We start from the raw sequence: 16,120 nt of genomic DNA on the forward strand, positions 1-16,120 counted from the left end.
TACCCGCGAACACCGGCGAAGCCGGTGCCATACACCGAGTCGCCTGCTTCGCGGGTAAACCCGCTCCCACAGGGTACGTGGCGCGCTTGTAATTTCAATTCTCTGCGCGACAGCGCAGCCCAAAGGGCTGGGTGATCTCCTACAGGGCGCTGTTTCCCAGCGCCTGATTGACCGCCAGCCAGCCTCCCACCGCCGCTTCGCCGGCCTCGGCGAACACCCGCTCGAGCAATTTCACCTGCTCGCGACGCAGTGCCTGTTCCAGGCGCTCGCCTTCCTCGCTCAGTTGCAACAAGCGCATGCGCTTGTCTTGCGCTGACGCCTGGCTGTCTACCAGGCGCATCTCCATCAGCTGACGCAAGGGGATGTTCAGCGCCTGCTTGCTCACGCCCAGCTGCGCCAGCAGCGCTTTCACGCTCAGGCCCGGATAACGCGCGATGAAAAACAGGATGCGCTGGTGCACCCGGCTCAGGCCGCGGCGTTCGAGCATTTCATCGGGCTTGGCGGTGAAGGCCTGGTAACCGAAGAAGAACGCTTCCATGGCTTGCTGTTGGCAGGCGGGGTTTTTAAGGTCAATCATATTGACTTATCCGTGGGCGACATCGTAAGTTCGGTCAATCAGTTTGACGTATTTCTTCCACGCTTCGCTACTGGTGATCCCCATGGCTTTCTCCGAACGTGTCACGCGCCTGAAGAGTTCCCTGATCCGTGAAATCCTTGCTGCGGCGCAGCGCCCAGGGGTGATGTCGTTCGCTGGCGGCCTGCCGGCCGAGTCGATGCTGCCGAAGGTGACTTGGGAGCAGATGCCGGTGGGCATAGGCCAATACGGCATGAGCGAGGGCGAGCCGGCCCTGCGCGAAGCCCTGGCGGCCGAAGCGCGGGCGTTGGGGATCGACTGCCATGCCAGCCAGGTGTTGGTGCTCAGCGGCTCGCAACAGGCCCTGGACCTAGCGGCCAAGCTGTACCTGGACACTGGTACGCCAGTCTTGCTGGAGGCGCCGACCTACCTGGCGGCGTTGCAGAACTTTCAACTGTTCGGCGCCGATTGCCTGGCCTTGCCGATGCAGGCCGACGGCCCGGATCTGGCGGCCATGCGCCAGCGCCTCGAACAACAGCGCCCGGCATTCGTCTACCTGATCCCGACCTTCCAGAACCCGTCTGGCCTGCGCTACGGCCAAGCCAAGCGCGATGCCGTGGCGGCGCTGCTGGACGAGTTCGGCGTGACCTTGATCGAGGACGAGCCCTACCGCGAGCTGAGCTTCGACGGCGCCGACGCCACGCCAATCACCGGGCGCCTGCGCAAGGCCAGCTGGATCTACACCGGCACGGCCTCGAAAACCCTGCTGCCGGGCTTGCGGGTGGGCTACCTGATCGCCAGTCCCGACCTGTTCCCGTACCTGTTGCGGCTCAAGCAGGCGGCCGACCTGCACACCAACCGCATCGGCCAGTGGCAGTTGCTGCAATGGCTGGGCAGCGAGAAGCACCAGCAGCACCTGGCCGGCCTGCGTGATTACTACCGCAGCCGCCGCGATGCGTTCCAGGCGGCACTGCAAACGCATTTCGCCGATTTGGCCGACTGGCAGGTCCCTGAGGGTGGGCTGTTCTTCTGGCTGACCTTAAAGCGGCCGCTCGATACCCGCACCCTGCTGCCAGCGGCGTTGGCGGTGGACGTCGCGTTCATGCCGGGCGAGGCGTTCTTTCCCGAGCCGGATCAACACCTGGGGTACTTGCGCCTGAATTTCAGCCATGTGCCGCCGGCGTTGCTGGAGGAGGGGCTGCGGCGGTTGGCGCAGGTGGTGCGCGAGGCGAAGTAGGGGGCTGAGGCGTGTCGCGTACTCCGCCTGTCAGGGGCGCTGAGCAGGCTGCACGCCCATCAACACTTTGCGCCAAAAATCCCGGATAATACCCGCCATTTTTCGCCCGCTTTCTGGTATGCCCGCCCATGGAAATCAAGGTCAATTTTCTCGACAACCTCCGTCTGGAAGCCAAGTTCGACGACTTCACGGTGATCGCCGATCAGCCGATTCGCTATAAGGGCGACGGCTCGGCGCCGGGGCCGTTCGACTATTTCCTGGCGTCCTCGGCGCTGTGTGCGGCGTACTTCGTCAAGCTGTACTGCCAGACCCGCGACATCCCGACCGAGAACATTCGCCTGTCGCAGAACAACATCGTCGACCCGGAGAACCGCTACAAGCAGATCTTCAAGATCCAGGTCGAGCTGCCCGAGGACATTTCCGAGAAGGACCGCCAGGGCATCCTGCGTTCCATCGACCGTTGCACGGTAAAGAAGGTGGTGCAGACCGGTCCTGAGTTCGTCATCGAGCAGGTCGACAACCTCGACGCCGATGCCCAGGCGCTGCTGATGCCGGTGTCCGACAGCAGCACCTACATTCCTGGCAAGGACCTGCCGCTGGAGCAGACCATCGCCAACCTGTCGGCGTTGCTGGCCAATCTGGGGATGAAGATCGAGATCGCTTCGTGGCGCAACATCGTGCCTAACGTGTGGTCGCTGCATCTGCGTGACGCGCAGTCGCCGATGTGCTTCACCAACGGCAAGGGCGCCACCAAGGAGGCGGCGCTGGCCTCGGCGCTGGGCGAGTTCATCGAGCGGCTGAACTGCAACTTCTTCTACAACGACCAGTTCTGGGGCGAGGACATCGCCAACGCGGCGTTCGTGCATTACCCCAACGAGCAGTGGTTCAAGCCTGGGCCGCGCGATGCGCTGCCGGTGGAGATCCTCGATGAACACTGCCTGGCGATCTTCAATCCTGACGGTGAGCTGCGTGGCTCGCACCTGTACGACACCAACTCGGGCAATAAAGAACGCGGCATCTGCTCGCTGCCCTTCGTGCGCCAGTCCGATGGCCAGACGGTGTACTTCCCGTCCAACCTGATCGAGAACCTGTACCTGAGCAACGGCATGAGCGCCGGTAACACCCTGGCTGAGGCGCAGGTACAGTGCCTGTCGGAGATCTTCGAGCGGGCGGTCAAGCGCGAGATCCTCGAAGGCGAGTTGTGCCTGCCGGATGTGCCGCAAGAGGTCCTTGCCAAGTACCCTGGTATCGTCGCCGGCATTCAGGGGCTGGAGGAGCAGGGCTTCCCGGTGCTGGTCAAGGACGCCTCCCTGGGCGGGGAGTTCCCGGTGATGTGCGTCACTCTCATGAACCCGCGCACCGGTGGTGTGTTCGCCTCGTTCGGCGCCCATCCAAGCTTCGAAGTGGCGTTGGAGCGCAGTCTCACCGAGTTGCTCCAGGGGCGCAGCTTCGAGGGTCTGAACGATCTGCCGCAGCCGACCTTCGAAAGCCATGCCCTGACCGAGCCGAATAACTTCGTCGAGCACTTCATCGATTCCAGTGGCGTGGTGTCGTGGCGTTTCTTCAGCGCCAAGGCTGACTTCGAGTTCGTCGAGTGGGACTTTTCGGGCCAAGGCCAGGACTCCAACGTGCAGGAGGCGCAGACACTGTTCGGCATCCTCGAAGGGATGGGCAAGGAGGTGTACATGGCCGTGTACGATGACCTTGGCGCGACCGCCTGCCGTATCCTGGTGCCGGGTTATTCGGAGATCTACCCGGTGGAAGACCTGATCTGGGATAACACCAACCGCGCCTTGGGTTTCCGTTCCGACATCCTCAACCTGCATAAGCTCGACAACCGTTCGCTCAAGCTGCTGCTCAAGCGCCTGGACAACGCCGAGGTGGATGACTACACGACCATCACCACGCTGATCGGCGTTGAGTTCGACGACAACACCGTATGGGGGCAGTTGACTATCCTTGAACTCAAGCTGCTGATTCATCTGGTGTTGCAGCGTTTCGACGATGCCAAGGAGCTGGTGGAGATGTTCCTGCAGTTCAATGACAACACGCTCGAGCGAGGGCTGTTCTATCAGGCGCTGAACGCGGTGCTCGAAGTGGTGCTGGATGACGAGTTGGAGATGGCCGATTACGAGACCAACTTCCGACGGATGTTTGGCAACGAGCGGATGGATGCGGTGCTCGGATCGGTGGAGGGCAGCGTGCGGTTCTATGGGTTGACCCCGACTAGCATGCAGCTAGAGGGCCTCGATCGCCACCTGCGCCTGGTGGAAAGCTACAAGAAGCTGCACGCGGCGCGGGGCAGGGCGGCGCAGGGCTAAGCAAACGCGCAAGGGGCTTCTGCCACGGAGCCCCGCGACAGCGGTGCGGCAACGCTGCGATGTTTTCGCAAAGGTTTTGATTTTTTTGAAAAAAAACCTTTACAGCGTATGAAAGCAGCACTAATATGCGCCCCACACGACAGGCACATAGCTCAGTTGGTTAGAGCACCACCTTGACATGGTGGGGGTCGTTGGTTCGAGTCCAATTGTGCCTACCAAACATCAGAAGGGGCGATCCGCAAGGGTCGCCCTTTTTGCATTGCGCTTTACCGTACCGATTCATCGCTGGTTACACATACCGTTGCAGCGTTGCCGCACCCCCTCAGAATCCCCCGCTTGCCCATGCTAGAATCCGAGCCTTCGAATCTGGAGGTACAGGCGTGCGCAAACTGGCGGTGGTAATGGCGGTGTTGGCCTTGGCGGGCTGTAACAACGAGGTCGAAGGGGGGCACAAGCAGGTAGCCGAACACCTGAACAACCCCAAGACGGCCAAGTTCGCCAACGTGCGCTTCGACACCAATGGCTCGATTTGCGGCCAGGTGCGTGGCAAGGACGATGCTGGGCAATACGAGCCCTACCGCAGTTATGTGGCGATCAAGCACGATGGTCAGTACGAAATTCTCATCGACGAAACCGGCAACAACCTACGCATCCGCGAGGTTTGCGGGGGGGCCGACCTGCAGCGCCGCGCCGATGCGTTGGCCGATCAGCCGGCCCCCCAGGGCTGGGATGTCGAAGTGATCCAGGGCCCGAACATGGGGGCGCTCACCGACATGACTGCACGCCTGATCGAAAAGGGTATTCCCTCCTGGGTCGAATACCGTGAAGGTAAGCCGGTGGTGCTGATGGGGCCTTTCCCGAGCAAGGCCGAGGCTGATGCCCGCAAGGCTGAGGTGATGGCCAAGCTGGGCACTGACTCCATCGTCATCCAGCATGGCGTAACGCGCTGAGCCGGTGCGGTGGGCGATTGAATACGCTGCGCTTTGTCGCCGCAGGTGCGGAACAGAGCGTCTGCGGTCACTGTCACAGCTGCAACGTTCAGCGACTATGCTGAGCATGGCAGATGTGAAATCAGGGAGGCCTCATGGCTACACTGGAACGCGCCATCGCGGTGGCTACCAGGGCACATGAAGGGCAGGTCGACAAGGGCGGGGCGGCTTATATTCTGCACCCATTGCGGGTGATGGCGCGGGTCTGTACGCCGGAGCAGCGTATTGTCGCTGTGCTGCATGACGTGCTGGAAGATACCCCGCTGACGCTTTCCGACCTTGCGCGCGAAGGCTTCCCGCTGAAAATTCTTGCCGCCGTGCTGGCGCTGAGTCGGCGTGAGGGCGAAAGCTACGAGGCTTTCGTGATCCGCCTGGGAGGCGACCCGTTGGCACGCGAAGTGAAGCTGGCTGACTTGGCCGACAACAGTGACCTCGGTCGCATCGTCCATCCAGGCCCAGCGGACCTTGCCAGGCTGTCGCGCTACCAGCAAGCCAGCGCCTACCTGCGCACCCTGGCCTGAGTTCAGTCGTCCTTCGGCACTGTCCAGAAGATCTGGATGCCGCCATCGTCGCGATGGGCGAGGGTGACGTTGTCGTTCTCGGCGATTTCCTCGAGCAGCGTGGCCCAGTCATCGGGCGATTCGTGCTCAAGACGGAAAATCAGCGCGGCACGGCTGCGTTGAGCGGTGGGGCTGTTGATGATTTTCTGGATGCGCTGACCCATCTGTTCATAGCTGCCCGGTGTTTCGGCGCAAGTGCTGGCCACAGGATGCTCCTTTTTTGCTGTATGTGCATACAGTATTTCACTGTAGGCAAATTCGCAATATGAAATCGCGGGGCAAGCCCGCCTCCCGATGGGCCTGGTTACAGGTATCGAAGAGGCGCACTTGCCCCGCGAAGCGTCCTGTTATCAGTATTCCCAGAAGATCCGCTGCAGCTCTTTGGCGTCTTGGGTCTTGGTCATTGCCACCATGGCAAGGATCCGCGCTTTCTGTGGGTTCAGGTCATGGGCTACGACCCAGTCGTTCTTGTCGTCTGGCTGTTCGGCGTTACGCAGTACGAAGCCGCCTTGGTTGACGTGGGAGGAACGGATGATTTGCACGCCGTCCTTGCGCAGTTCCTGTAGGGCCGGTACTACCCGCGAGGACACCGAGCCGTTGCCGGTGCCGGCGTGGATGATGGCTTTGGCACCGCCTTGGGCGAGCGCTTTGTAAGCGGTGTCGGTGACGTTGCCGTAGCCGTAGGCGATATCGACCTGCGGCAGGCTGCTGATCTGCTTGATATCGAATTCCGAGTTAGTGGTGTGGCGCTTGGCCGGCAGGCGGAACCAGTAGGACTTGCCCTCGACGACCATGCCCATCGGGCCCCAGGCGCTCTTGAAGGCTTCAGTCTTGATGTTGACCGCTTTGCTGACATCTCGGCCGGACTGAATCTCATCGTTCATCGTCACCAGTACGCCCTTGCCGCGCGATTGCTTGTCGCTGGCCACGGCCACGGCGTTGTACAGGTTGAGCATGCCGTCGGCGGACATCGCGGTGCCTGGGCGCATCGAGCCGACCACCACGATTGGCTTGTCGGTTTTCTCAACCAGGTTGAGGAAATAGGCGGTCTCTTCCAGGGTGTCTGTGCCGTGGGTGATGACGATGCCGTCCACATCCTTGCTTTCGGCCAGTTCCGCGACGCGCTTGGCCAGTTTTAGCAAGTCGTCGTTGCTGAAGCTTTCCGAGGCGATCTGCATCACTTGTTCGCCGCGCACGTTGGCAAGGTCGGCCAGCTCCGGCACCCCGGCGATCAGTTTGTCGACGCCAAGTTTGGCGGCCTGGTAGGTAGCGCTGTTGGCGGCGCTGGCGCCCGCGCCGGCGATGGTGCCGCCGGTCGCGAGGATGACCACGTTGGCAAGCTTCTGTCGTTGCTCGGTGTCCTTCGCGCTGGCCACGTTGGGCAGGGCCAGCAGCAGGGCCAGGGCGGCCGGGGCGAAGGTCTTCAGGGTGGTTTCGATCATTTCTTCTTCTCTCTTCCAGATGAGATGTTTGCTGTGTCGCAGTGGTATCGAGGCAGGTTTCGTACCAGTCCCACCGTTCGTCAGCTGAAATGTGCAAGTTATTGATATTTATAAGAACGTTGTGCGGGCCGGGGCGTAGTGGGCGCTTTCGTGGTTCGGCTTGCCGAACGCGATTAGGAAAGCAGTTCGGTTTTTCGGATAAATTGCGGATAATCCGAACACCTGTGTCGAAAAGGCTGCAATGCGGATTTGACAAATGCGAGAGCTGTTTCCATAGTGAGTCACCGCAAACGTTTGCATCCGATAAAAACCACAAGATTCGGAGTCAATTCCATGAAGCTGCCTTTCCCCGGTCGTCCGCTGGCCATTGCCGTTCTTTCCTCGCTCATGCTCGCCCTGCCATTGTCTGTTGCGCATGCCGAAGACAAGCCCAAGGTCGCCCTGGTCATGAAATCCCTCGCCAACGAGTTCTTCCGCACCATGGAAGATGGCGCCAAGGCTTATCAGAAAGAACACCCCAACGACTTCGATCTGGTGGCCAACGGCATCAAGGACGAGACCGATACCGGTAACCAGATCCGTATCGTCGAGCAAATGATCGCCACCGGTGCCAAGGCCCTGGTGATTGCCCCTGCTGATTCCAAGGCCCTGGTCCCGGTGGTCAAGAAAGCCATGGACGCCGGTATCACCGTGGTCAACATCGACAACCGCCTCGACCCCGACGTGCTCAAGAGCAAAGGCATCAGTGTGCCGTTCGTAGGGCCGGACAACCGCAAGGGCGCGCGACTGGTGGGTGATTACCTGGCCCAGCAGAAGCTCAAGCCGGGGGATCAGGTGGGTATCATCGAAGGCGTGCCGACCACCACCAACGCCCAGCAGCGTACTGCCGGCTTCAAGGATGCCATGGAGGCGGCGCAGATGAAGATCGTCTCGGTGCAGTCGGGCAACTGGGAGATCGACAAGGGCAACGCCGTCGCCGCTTCGATGCTCAACGAATACCCAGACCTCAAGGCGCTGCTGGCCGGCAACGACAGCATGGCCTTGGGTGCGGTGTCGGCCGTGCGCGCCGCTGGCAAGACTGGCCAGGTGCAAGTAGTCGGCTACGACAACATCAACGCCATCAAACCGATGCTCAAGGATGGCCGCGTACTTGCCACCCTCGACCAGGCCGCCAGCCAACAGGCCGTGTTCGGTATCCAGGCCGCCCTCAAAATGATCAAGGGCGAGAAGCCGGATGTGGATGCTGACAACGTCATCCAGACGCCGGTCGAGTTGATCAAGCAGTAACAGAGCAAGCGGGTAGTAGGTGGGGCGGCCTGAACCTGCGCCGCCCGCGCTTGCGAATGTCCGTTCAACCCACAAGCAGTGTTTCGTTTTAGGAGAGAGGTGGCCATGTCTGTGTCGGCCGATCAAACCGTGCTGGCCGTCACCGGTCTGGGCAAGACCTACGCCCAGCCCGTGCTCGGTGATGTCACGCTTGAGCTGCGCGGCGGCGAAGTATTGGCCCTGACCGGTGAGAACGGGGCTGGCAAGTCCACTTTGTCCAAGCTCATCAGTGGTCTGGAAATCCCGACTAGCGGGCATATGCTCTACCGCGGTCAGCCTTATCGACCGGCCAGTCGCACCGAGGCAGAAGGCCTGGGGGTGCGCATGGTCATGCAGGAACTCAACCTGCTGCCCACCCTGACCGTGGCCGAGAACCTGTTCCTCGACAACCTGCCTGGGCGCCTGGGTTGGATCAATCAGAAACGCTTGCGCCAGCTTGCGATTGCGGCGATGGCCCAGGTGGGCCTGGATACCATCGATCCAGATACTCCAGTGGGCGAATTGGGTATTGGTCATCAGCAGATGGTCGAGATCGCCCGCAACCTGATCGGCGACTGCCGCGTGCTGATCTTCGACGAACCCACGGCCATGCTCACCGCGCGCGAGGTCGAACTGCTGTTCGCCCAGATCGAGCGCCTGCGCCAGCGTGGCGTGGCCATCGTGTACATTTCCCACCGGCTCGAAGAGTTGCAGCGGGTGGCCCAGCGCATCGCCGTGCTGCGCGACGGCAAGCTGGTGTGCGTCGAGTCTATCCAGCGCTACAGCAGCGATCAGTTGGTCAACCTGATGGTTGGGCGTGCGCTCGGCGAGCACATCGATTTGGGCCAGCGCAATCTCGGGGCGCCGCTGCTCAAGGTCGAGCACCTGAGCCGTGCCGACAAGGTGCGCGATGTGTCGTTCGAGGTCAGGGCAGGGGAGATCTTTGGTATTTCCGGGCTGATCGGTGCCGGGCGCACTGAGCTGCTGCGCCTGATCTACGGCGCCGACCGCGCCGACAGCGGCACGGTTTCCCTGGGGCAGCCGCCGCGCCCGGTGGTCGTCGACTCGCCGAAGGCTGCGGTCAAGGCCGGCATCGCACTGATCACCGAAGACCGTAAAGGTGAAGGTTTGCTGCTGACGCAGTCGATCAGTGCCAATATCGCCCTGGGCAACCTCGCTGCCGTGTCCCACGCGGGGGTGCTGGACAGCGGCGCCGAACGTAGCCTGGCTGAACGCCAGATCAGCGCCATGCGCATCCGCAGCGCGGGCCCTGAGCAGGCGGTGGGTGAGCTTTCCGGTGGCAACCAGCAGAAGGTGGTGATCGGCCGCTGGCTGGAGCGCGACTGCCAGGTGCTGCTGTTCGACGAACCTACCCGTGGTATCGATGTCGGCGCTAAATTCGACATCTACGGCTTGCTCGCCGAGCTTGCTCGCCAGGGCAAGGCCTTGGTGGTGGTGTCCAGCGACCTGCGCGAGTTGATGTTGATTTGCGACCGCATCGCCGTGCTCTCGGCCGGACGCCTGATCGACACCTTCGACCGTGACCGCTGGAGCCAGGACCAACTCCTCGCAGCCGCTTTCGCCGGTTATCAGAAACGTGATGCCTTGCTGCACGATGCAGCTCCCAGGATGGACGCATGAAAACCACCCCTCTCGATACCTCGGGCGCCAAGCCTGTTCGCCGTACCGGCAGTTACCTGGGCCTGGGTACTTACCTGGGCCTGGCTGGCGCCTTGCTGGCGATGATCGTGCTGTTCTCGTTGCTGAGCAGCCATTTCCTCTCCTACGCCACCTTCAGCACCTTGGCCAACCAGATCCCCGACCTGATGGTGCTGGCGGTGGGCATGACGTTCGTGCTGATCATCGGCGGCATCGACCTGTCGGTGGGCTCTGTGCTGGCGCTGGCCGCCTCCACGGTCAGCGTGGCGATCCTCGGCTGGGGCTGGAGCGTGCTGCCGGCAGCGCTGCTGGGCATGGCCGTGGCGGCGTTGGCGGGCACGGTCACCGGCAGCATTACCGTGGCCTGGCGCATTCCTTCGTTCATCGTTTCGCTCGGCGTGCTGGAAATGGCCCGTGGCCTGGCCTACCAGTTCACCGACTCGCGCACCGCCTACATCGGCGATGCCTTCGCCTGGTTCTCCAACCCGATTGCATTCGGCATCTCGCCAGCGTTCATCATCGCCCTGCTGGTGATCGTGGTAGCCCAGCTGGTGCTGACCCGTACGGTATTCGGCCGTTACCTGATCGGCATTGGCACCAACGAAGAGGCAGTGCGCCTGGCCGGTATCGATCCGCGCCCCTACAAGATCCTGGTATTCGCCCTGATGGGCGTGCTCGCGGGCCTTGCCGCGTTGTTCCAGATTTCCCGGCTTGAGGCGGCCGACCCGAATGCCGGTGCTGGCCTGGAGTTGCAGGTGATCGCTGCCGTGGTGATCGGCGGCACCAGTCTGATGGGTGGGCGAGGTTCGGTCATCAGCACGTTCTTCGGTGTGCTGATCATTTCGGTGCTGGCCGCAGGGCTGGCGCAAATCGGCGCCTCCGAACCTACCAAGCGCATCATCACTGGCGCGGTGATCGTCATCGCCGTGGTGCTCGACACTTACCGCAGCCGGCGCGCGAACCGGCGGAACTGAAACCATGGCAACCATCAAAGACGTCGCGGCGCTGGCGGGTATTTCCTACACCACCGTGTCGCATGTACTGAACAAGACCCGTCCGGTCAGCGAGCACGTGCGCCTGAAAGTCGAGGCGGCCATCGCTGAGCTGGACTACGTGCCCAGCGCCGTGGCGCGTTCGCTCAAGGCCCGCAGCACTGCCACCATCGGCCTGCTGGTGCCCAATAGCGTCAACCCGTACTTTGCCGAGCTGGCACGGGGTATCGAGGATGCCTGCGAGCGTAATGGCTACTGTGTGATTTTATGCAACTCCGATGACGACCCGCAGAAGCAGCGCAGTTACTTGCGGGTGCTTCTGGAAAAACGTATCGACGGCCTGGTGGTGGCATCGGTGGGCGAGGACCGCGACTTGCTCGACAGCCTGCGCTGCGTGCGCACGCCGATGGTGATCGTCGACCGCGCGCTGGAAGGTGTCGAGGCGGATCTGGTGCGTATCGACCACGAGCAAGGCGCCTACCTTGCCACCCGCCACTTGCTGGAGCTGGGCCACCGCGACATCGCCACGATTGCCGGCCCGCAGGACACTGGCGTCAGCCAGTTGCGTCTTGCCGGTTTCCGTCGAGCCATGGCCGAGGCAGGGGTGAGCATCGCCGCAGACGGTGTGTTGCACAGCGATTTCACCAGCCTGGGCGGGCATGCGGCAGCCGCGCGCCTGCTCGATGGCCAGCGGCCCACTGCGATCTTTGCCGGCAACGACATGATCGGCTTCGGTGTGCTGCGCGCGGCTGCCGAGCGCAACATTGACGTGCCCGGTGAGTTGTCGGTGATCGGTTTCGACGACATCGAACTCAGTCGCTACGTGTACCCGGCGCTGACCACGGTCGGTCAGTCGATTCGGGAGCTTGGCGAGAGCGCCGCGGCTCTGTTGCTGTCGCGCATCACTGCGCCACGCCGCGGCGAGACCGAGCAACGTATCGTCGCGCCGCGCTTGGTGCTGCGCGAATCCACCGGGCCGCGCCCGGATCTGTTCAACGATTACCGTTAAGGAAGTACCCCAATGGATGCCAAGGTGGTAGTGGTCGGCAGCCTCAACATGGACCTGGTGGCGCGTGCCCAGCGTCTGCCGCGCGGTGGCGAAACCCTGGCTGGTGAGCAATTCTTCACCGCGCCAGGCGGCAAGGGCGCCAATCAGGCGGTGGCTGTGGCGCGATTGGGCGCCCGTGTGGCGATGCTCGGCAACGTGGGCGATGACGCCTACGGCCAGCAATTGCGCGATGCGCTGCAAGTGGAGGGTGTCGATTGCCAGGGCGTGGGTGTATGCGCCGGTGTCTCCAGCGGTGTGGCGCTGATTGTGGTTGATGCAGCAAGCCAGAACGCCATCGTCATCGTTCCGGGCGGCAACGGCCTGCTGACGCCTGAGTCGGTGCAGCGTTTCGATGCGCTGCTGCAGGGTGCCGAGGTGATCGTCTGCCAGTTGGAGGTTCCCGCCGAAACCGTGGCCTGGACACTGGCCCGTGGTCACGCACTGGGCAAGACCGTCATTCTCAATCCGGCGCCGGCCACCGGGCCGCTGCCGCCTGAGTGGTACACGCAGATCGACTACCTGATCCCCAACGAAAGTGAAGCCGAGGCCTTGACCGGGCTGCCCGTGACCGACCTGGCCAGCGCCCAGGCTGCCGCCGAGCGTTTGCGTGCACTCGGCGCGGGGCAGGTTATCGTCACTCTGGGCGCCCAGGGCGCACTGCATGTCGATGGGCAAGGCGCGCAACACTTCAAGGCCGCGGCCGTGCAGCCGCTCGATACCACTGCGGCCGGCGACACATTCGTCGGTGGTTTCGCGGCGCACCTGGCCAATGGTTTCTCGATTACCGACGCAATCGTTTTCGGGCAGCGAGCGGCGGCGATTTCCGTCACCCGCAGCGGTGCTCAGCCGTCGATTCCTTACCTGGCGGAAATGACTCCATGAAAAAAACGGCCTTGTTGAACGTAGCCCTGTCGCGAACCATTGCCGGACTTGGGCATGGCGATATCTTAGTGATCGGTGACGCCGGACTGCCGGTGCCGCCTGGGGTGGAACTGATCGACCTGGCGCTGACGCCCGGCATCCCGGACTTTGCCAGCGTGCTGCGGGTGGTGCTGAGCGAAATGCAGGTCGAGCGACATGTGCTGGGTGAAGAGATGTTCCAGGCAGCTCCCCCGGGGCTGGCTGAGGTGGAGCGCATGCACAGACTGGGCGAGCTGGGTAAGCGCGAGCTGCTCGGTCATGAGGCGTTCAAGGTGCTGAGCCGCCAGGCGCGGGCTGTGGTGCGCACGGGGGAGTGTCAGCCATACAGTAATATCGCCCTGGTTGCGGGGGTTACCTTCTAGGTAGGCCATGCAGGCCATCTGTTCGCAGATGCCTCCCCCTTGTGGCACGAGGGATAGGTCAACGGAATAGGCAAAGGAGAGCTGAATGTTCAAACGCCTACTGCAAGGAGCTGTACTGATGTCGGCACTGACTGCCACCAGCCTGATGGCTGCCCCGCGCGAGCTTATCATCGACACTGATCCTGGGGCCGACGATGTGGTTGCGCTGTTGCTGGCCATGGCTTCGCCGGATGAGCTGAAGATCCGTGCGATCACCACGGTGGCGGGGAATGTGCGCCTGGACAAGACCTCGCGCAATGCCCGTCTGGCCCGTGAATGGGGCGGGCGCGAAGATATTCCGGTGTATGCCGGGGCAGGGCGCCCCCTGGTGCGCGCCCCCATCTATGCGGCCAACGTGCACGGTGAAGAAGGCCTGACCGGCGTGCCGGTGCACGAGCCCAAGGCGCCCTTGGCCCAAGGCAATGCCGTACAGTACCTGGTGGATACGCTTGGCGCTGCCGAGCCCCACAGCATCACCCTGGCCATGCTTGGTCCGCAGACCAACCTGGCCTTGGCCTTGATCCAGAAGCCCGAAATCGCCCAAGGCCTCAAGGAGGTGGTGGTGATGGGTGGGGCGCACTTCAACGGCGGTAACATCACCCCCGCCGCCGAGTTCAACCTCTACGCCGACCCACACGCGGCCGAAGTGGTGCTGGCCAGCGGGGCCAAGCTCACCTACCTGCCACTGGACGTCACCCATAAGTTGCTCACCAGCGAGGCGCGCCTCAAGCAGTTGGCTGCGGTGAATAATCAGGCCAGCAAGCGTGTGGTCGACATTCTCAATGCCTACATCCAGTACGACATGCAGTTATACGGTATGCCTGGCGGCCCGGTACACGACGCGAGCGTGATCGCCTACCTGCTCAAGCCCGAGCTGTTCAAAGGGCGCGACGTGCATCTGGCCATCGACAGTCGTGAAGGTCCGACGTTCGGTCAGACCATCGCTGACTGGTACGGCGTACTCAAGCAGCCGAGCAACGTGCACTGGATAGAAGAGGGCGATGCGCAGGGGTTCTTCGACCTGCTCAGCGCCCGCTTGGCGCGACTGCAATAGCCGCGTGGTGGGCATAGCGCTCGAACACCTGGTCGATGAAGCTGCGCGCTGCCTCGCTACCGCGGTCGCGTACCAGTAGATCGATGGCGATCAGCAATAGCTCTTCTGGGGTGCTGGGGCTATAGGCGCTCTGGCCTTCGGCCCATTTGACCTTGATGTCGGCATCGATGCTGTGACTGCTCATGGAGGGCTCTCGTGAGGGGCCTGGGTGGGAGGTCGAATACCGGGTCCTGGCGTTCGATAGGAGGCCGTGCGCACTCCATTGGTTCCAGTAAATCACGCCTTGATGTCAACGGCCCTGCGACTTAAGCATAAGCGCGGGGCGAGGTGTAACCTGCGGTTTGGTGCAAAATTCGGTCACGATTGTGTTTCGCTTCGGGTCTTGGGTTCAGGCAGAATCCGGCGGCCTTGCAACAAAGAGCTACAGGCATTGTCGCATGGACATTGCCCAGATCGATTTCAGGAGGATTCATGTTCCGTACCCGCGCTTCCCTGGCCACCTTGCTGGTAGCTGCCGTACTGGCAGGTTGCAGCACCGGTGGTTCTTCGGGCGACAAGGCTTCGCCTGCTGCCCCGGCTGGCAACGATGGCCGCTGCGACGCCAGTGGTGCCGACTTCGCCATCGGCAAGCCAGGTACCCCCGAGTTGCTCGAGCAGGCGCGCAAGGCTAGCGGTTCACAGATGGGGCGTATCCTCAAGCCGACTGACATGATCACCCTGGAGTATCGCTCGGAGCGGGTGAACTTGAACGTCGACGACAAGGGTGTGGTGACCCGCGTCAACTGCGGTTAAAGGAGGCTGCGCTTGCAGCGGGTCGCACCGGTGCAAGCGGCCAATAAAAAACCCGCCACAAGTGGCGGGTTTTTTTACAGCGGTATCCGAATTACTCCGGACGAACCTGTGCAGCCTGCATGCCCTTCTGGCCGCGCTCGGCAACGAAGGAGACGGTCTGGCCTTCTTTCAGGCTCTTGAAGCCGTCGGATTCGATGGCCTTGAAGTGAACGAACAGGTCGTCGCCGCCGCCTGCTGGGGTGATGAAGCCGTAGCCTTTTTCATCATTGAACCATTTGACGGTGCCGTTTTGGCGATTGGACATGAGGTGAATCTCCAGAAACATGATTTTTTTCGAGGTGCAATGTTGCCGAGGCTACAGGAGCACGGGCAACATCATAGTTCATTTCTGCGCATCTAGCGCCTTTTACCTTCGCAGGATGTTGATCCAGAGCAAACAATGTCTGGATTGGCCTCGAAATTTTAGCTATTTCGGCTTGCAGGCGGCCTGCACGGTGGCTTGGGCACGCTGCATCAGCTTGGCATCTACCCCATCCTTGCTATCGAGTTCGACGATCTCCTTGTCGGTGAAATTTTTCTTGATGGTCTGGGCACCACAGTCGCAGTGCTTTTTCGCCGTCGCCGCGTCCACGCCTTGGCCAGTGGCCACCTGCGTGCACTGCGCCATGTAGGCAGCCTCCTTGCCGGGCGGGAAATTACCTGCATGGGCGGCCAGCGGCAGCAGCAAGGCCGTTGTGGCACACGCGGCCAGAAGGGAAGGAAGTCGCATAACCAGGCACTCCTTGGGTTAAGGTCTCATCTAGAGTAGGTTGCTTCACAAAGTCT

The 16,120-nt window shown here is 62.0% G+C and carries 18 protein-coding genes and 1 tRNA gene; 13 read left to right on the forward strand and 6 right to left on the reverse strand.

Going from position 1 to position 16,120, the window contains the following annotated elements:
- Window positions 1–139: 139 nt before the first annotated feature.
- The gene (locus tag FEM01_RS18850) at window positions 140–577 is read right to left on the reverse strand and encodes a MarR family transcriptional regulator (RefSeq protein ID WP_138220994.1); all 438 of its coding nucleotides are present in this window, start codon (window positions 575–577) and stop codon (window positions 140–142) included.
- Window positions 578–659: 82 nt separating this feature from the next.
- Between FEM01_RS18850 and FEM01_RS18855 the strand changes: the two genes are divergently transcribed.
- From FEM01_RS18855 to FEM01_RS18875, 5 genes are all read left to right on the forward strand, one after another.
- The gene (locus FEM01_RS18855) at window positions 660–1,811 is read left to right on the forward strand and encodes a PLP-dependent aminotransferase family protein (protein WP_138220995.1); all 1,152 of its coding nucleotides are present in this window, start codon (window positions 660–662) and stop codon (window positions 1,809–1,811) included.
- Between the two features lie 128 nt (window positions 1,812–1,939).
- Window positions 1,940–4,132, forward strand: a complete 2,193-nt coding sequence (locus tag FEM01_RS18860; protein ID WP_138220996.1) for an OsmC domain/YcaO domain-containing protein — start codon at window positions 1,940–1,942, stop codon at window positions 4,130–4,132.
- 141 nt (window positions 4,133–4,273) lie between these two features.
- A tRNA-Val gene (locus tag FEM01_RS18865) sits at window positions 4,274–4,350 on the forward strand.
- Between the two features lie 162 nt (window positions 4,351–4,512).
- Window positions 4,513–5,082, forward strand: coding sequence for an SPOR domain-containing protein (locus tag FEM01_RS18870; protein WP_138220997.1), 570 nt, complete (start codon window positions 4,513–4,515; stop codon window positions 5,080–5,082).
- Between the two features lie 134 nt (window positions 5,083–5,216).
- A complete protein-coding gene (locus FEM01_RS18875; protein WP_138220998.1) occupies window positions 5,217–5,642 on the forward strand; it encodes an HD domain-containing protein in 426 nt (141 codons plus the stop codon).
- A gap of 2 nt (window positions 5,643–5,644) precedes the next feature.
- Here the strand turns inward: FEM01_RS18875 and FEM01_RS18880 are convergent, their stop codons facing one another.
- Window positions 5,645–5,845, reverse strand: coding sequence for a DUF1654 domain-containing protein (locus tag FEM01_RS18880; protein ID WP_416781924.1), 201 nt, complete (start codon window positions 5,843–5,845; stop codon window positions 5,645–5,647).
- A 186-nt stretch (window positions 5,846–6,031) separates the two neighbouring features.
- Window positions 6,032–7,123, reverse strand: a complete 1,092-nt coding sequence (locus FEM01_RS18885; protein ID WP_171030995.1) for an asparaginase — start codon at window positions 7,121–7,123, stop codon at window positions 6,032–6,034.
- A 333-nt stretch (window positions 7,124–7,456) separates the two neighbouring features.
- Here FEM01_RS18885 and FEM01_RS18890 point away from each other — a divergent pair, with 333 nt between their 5' ends.
- The 7 genes from FEM01_RS18890 to FEM01_RS18920 all read left to right on the forward strand — a co-directional run bounded on the left by FEM01_RS18890 (window position 7,457) and on the right by FEM01_RS18920 (window position 14,503).
- Entirely contained in the window at window positions 7,457–8,410 is a 954-nt protein-coding gene (locus FEM01_RS18890; protein WP_138221000.1) for a sugar ABC transporter substrate-binding protein, read from the forward strand.
- A gap of 105 nt (window positions 8,411–8,515) precedes the next feature.
- Entirely contained in the window at window positions 8,516–10,069 is a 1,554-nt protein-coding gene (locus tag FEM01_RS18895; protein WP_138221001.1) for a sugar ABC transporter ATP-binding protein, read from the forward strand.
- A complete protein-coding gene (locus FEM01_RS18900; protein ID WP_138221002.1) occupies window positions 10,066–11,061 on the forward strand; it encodes an ABC transporter permease in 996 nt (331 codons plus the stop codon). Before FEM01_RS18895 ends, FEM01_RS18900 begins: the two co-directional genes overlap by 4 nt.
- A 4-nt stretch (window positions 11,062–11,065) precedes the next feature.
- The gene (locus FEM01_RS18905) at window positions 11,066–12,088 is read left to right on the forward strand and encodes a LacI family DNA-binding transcriptional regulator (protein WP_138221003.1); all 1,023 of its coding nucleotides are present in this window, start codon (window positions 11,066–11,068) and stop codon (window positions 12,086–12,088) included.
- Window positions 12,089–12,100: 12 nt separating this feature from the next.
- On the forward strand, window positions 12,101–13,009 hold the full coding sequence (rbsK, locus tag FEM01_RS18910) for a ribokinase (RefSeq protein ID WP_138221004.1): 909 nt from the start codon (window positions 12,101–12,103) through the stop codon (window positions 13,007–13,009).
- Window positions 13,006–13,410, forward strand: a complete 405-nt coding sequence (gene rbsD, locus FEM01_RS18915) for a D-ribose pyranase (protein WP_138221005.1) — start codon at window positions 13,006–13,008, stop codon at window positions 13,408–13,410. Before rbsK ends, rbsD begins: the two co-directional genes overlap by 4 nt.
- Before the next feature lie 85 nt (window positions 13,411–13,495).
- The gene (locus FEM01_RS18920; RefSeq protein ID WP_138221006.1) at window positions 13,496–14,503 is read left to right on the forward strand and encodes a nucleoside hydrolase; all 1,008 of its coding nucleotides are present in this window, start codon (window positions 13,496–13,498) and stop codon (window positions 14,501–14,503) included.
- Here the strand turns inward: FEM01_RS18920 and FEM01_RS18925 are convergent.
- Window positions 14,475–14,687 carry a hypothetical protein gene (locus tag FEM01_RS18925; protein ID WP_138221007.1) on the reverse strand — a complete coding sequence of 71 codons (213 nt, stop codon included), beginning with the start codon at window positions 14,685–14,687 and terminating at the stop codon, window positions 14,475–14,477. The genes FEM01_RS18920 and FEM01_RS18925 overlap by 29 nt on opposite strands.
- Before the next feature lie 287 nt (window positions 14,688–14,974).
- Here FEM01_RS18925 and FEM01_RS18930 point away from each other — a divergent pair, with 287 nt between their 5' ends.
- Window positions 14,975–15,295: an I78 family peptidase inhibitor gene (locus FEM01_RS18930; protein ID WP_138221008.1), complete on the forward strand. Its 321-nt coding sequence runs from the start codon at window positions 14,975–14,977 to the stop codon at window positions 15,293–15,295.
- Between the two features lie 91 nt (window positions 15,296–15,386).
- Here FEM01_RS18930 and FEM01_RS18935 read toward each other — a convergent pair whose 3' ends face one another.
- Window positions 15,387–15,599, reverse strand: coding sequence for a cold-shock protein (locus FEM01_RS18935; RefSeq protein ID WP_138221009.1), 213 nt, complete (start codon window positions 15,597–15,599; stop codon window positions 15,387–15,389).
- A gap of 162 nt (window positions 15,600–15,761) precedes the next feature.
- On the reverse strand, window positions 15,762–16,064 hold the full coding sequence (locus tag FEM01_RS18940; RefSeq protein ID WP_138221010.1) for a hypothetical protein: 303 nt from the start codon (window positions 16,062–16,064) through the stop codon (window positions 15,762–15,764).
- Window positions 16,065–16,120 lie beyond the last annotated feature (56 nt).

This window comes from Pseudomonas mosselii (assembly GCF_005796105.1).
GTDB classification, from domain to species: Bacteria; Pseudomonadota; Gammaproteobacteria; order Pseudomonadales; family Pseudomonadaceae; genus Aquipseudomonas; species Aquipseudomonas mosselii_C.